General features: G+C 33.9%; 2 protein-coding genes. Both read left to right on the top strand.

The genetic code is table 11. From position 1 onward, the window contains the following. Positions 1–1025: hypothetical protein (locus RCF13_RS02990; protein ID WP_308140848.1), on the top strand; the 1025-nt coding region annotated here is incomplete at its 5' end. A gap of 43 nt (positions 1026–1068) precedes the next feature. After that, the coding region (locus tag RCF13_RS02985; RefSeq protein WP_308140847.1) for a type IV secretion system protein at positions 1069–1871 on the top strand (803 nt) is incomplete at its 3' end.

The following is a 1871-nucleotide window of genomic DNA, read 5'->3' as shown; positions in this document are numbered from 1 at the left end:
AAGATGATGAAGAATTAGAATTGCTTTCAAAAGATGATAAAATCGTCATTTATGAAAAGAACGGAAAAAAATACAAGCGTTTTGTGCCTATTAGAGAAAAGGTTAATGAAATCTTAGACTTTTTCGATATTGTTGTTCGTGGTAAAGGTGGAGTTGAAAACGGTCTAGATGTATTCGAACGAAATTATTTAGAAGAAGCTATAATGCACGTATTTACAGAGCTAAAGATTACAACACATCCAGATAGCCTTTTTGAGGAAGGGATTAAAGAAGTAAACGGGCGTATTATTCAGTCTCAAGTTCGAAAAAAGGAACCTGAGATTCTACAAATTTATGAATATATCGAGAAGAGATATAAAGAAGCACCTGATGCTAAAAGACTATTACATGCTATTAAACCGTTTTTACGAACTGGTTCCAAACCTATTTTTGATGGACAAACGAATCTTGGAACTAATGTAAAACAAAGTCTTGATGAATCAAGATTAATCAACTTCAATATTTCGCAGTTGGAAGAAGGATTCTTACGTCCAATCGCCTTCCATGTAATTTTAAACTATTTATGGGAATACTTCGCTAAAAATCCTCAACATGCAACAAGAAGAAAGTTCATCTATTGTGATGAGATTTGGCAATTTATTGACAATGAGCAAACAGTAGCGTTTTTCGAAAAGATTGCTCGACGCATCCGTAAACGTCATGGCGGATTATGTTACGCTTCCCAAGACTTTGTACGATTATTAAGGAATCCAAAGTCACGCGGTATACTTACCAATTCACATACACTTCTATTTTTGAAGCAAAACAAGATAGATAAAGAAGAAGTTAGACGGAACTTCGATATAACAGAAGGTGAATTAAACATATTATTCGGCAACCCAGCAAAAGGAGAAGGAATTCTAAAAACAGGCGATTCATCAATTTGGCTTAGAACAGATCCATCTGATGAAGAATTATTGTTTATTGAATCCAATCCAGCCGTATTAGAAGAAATGCTAAAACAGAAGGAAATGCAAATGAGATAATGTCTATTTCATAGAATTTTGTTAGAAATGGAGGTCTTATTAATTGGGAGATTGGATAGCTGAAAAGGCATGGAAAGCTGCCGAAAGTATAGTTCAAGGTTTCTGGGATGCACTATGGAAACCCTTCGAAGCAATTCCTACATTTTTTCGATTAGTTTATGGATATAAAGATGACACTTTAGTTTACAACACATTTTCACCAAGTGAAATAACGGGGATTATTTCCCCGGGTGTTGGAAATTTAACCATATTACTAGGGTTCATTCTTGTATTTTCAATGGTGCATGCCGCTATTAAGTTTTCGAGTACTAGTATAAACCCAGCAAATAGAACTTACTTCTTTGAGTTTGTTCGTGACTGGCTTTTTGTAATTTTAGTTTTAGGGAACTTAGGTGTACTTTATGATGTGGTCTTTACTTTAAACAAAGGAGTAATAGATTTTTTTAAGTCAAGTTTAGATTTAACGGGAAAAGACATATATCCACCATTAAAAGACCATATTATTGGAGGAATATTTGCTCGACTAGTACTTTTCTTCGTCACGATTTGGGCTTACTTCTATTACTTAATGCGAAAAATTACTCTTTTGGTACTAATGATATTAGGACCGATTTTTGTGAGTTTATTCATGTTTCCATCTACTAGACAGGTTACATTTACGTGGTTTAAAGAATTTATAGGAACAGTATTTGTACAAGCTGTGCATGCATTATTATTATGGACCATAGCTACCATTGTAGATAAAGGTACCGGATTTGGAGTAATTGATAAAGCAAGTGATATAGGATTGCTAACGATTGGGTTACTATACATTATCATTATCCCTCTTGGAGAACACTTAAAAAA

The organism is Stenotrophomonas maltophilia group sp. RNC7, assembly GCF_030910085.1.
Taxonomy (GTDB): domain Bacteria; phylum Pseudomonadota; class Gammaproteobacteria; order Xanthomonadales; family Xanthomonadaceae; genus Stenotrophomonas; species Stenotrophomonas sepilia.
The sequence above is the reverse complement of the archived record's forward strand: the minus strand, read 5'-3'. Positions and strand labels throughout refer to the sequence as shown.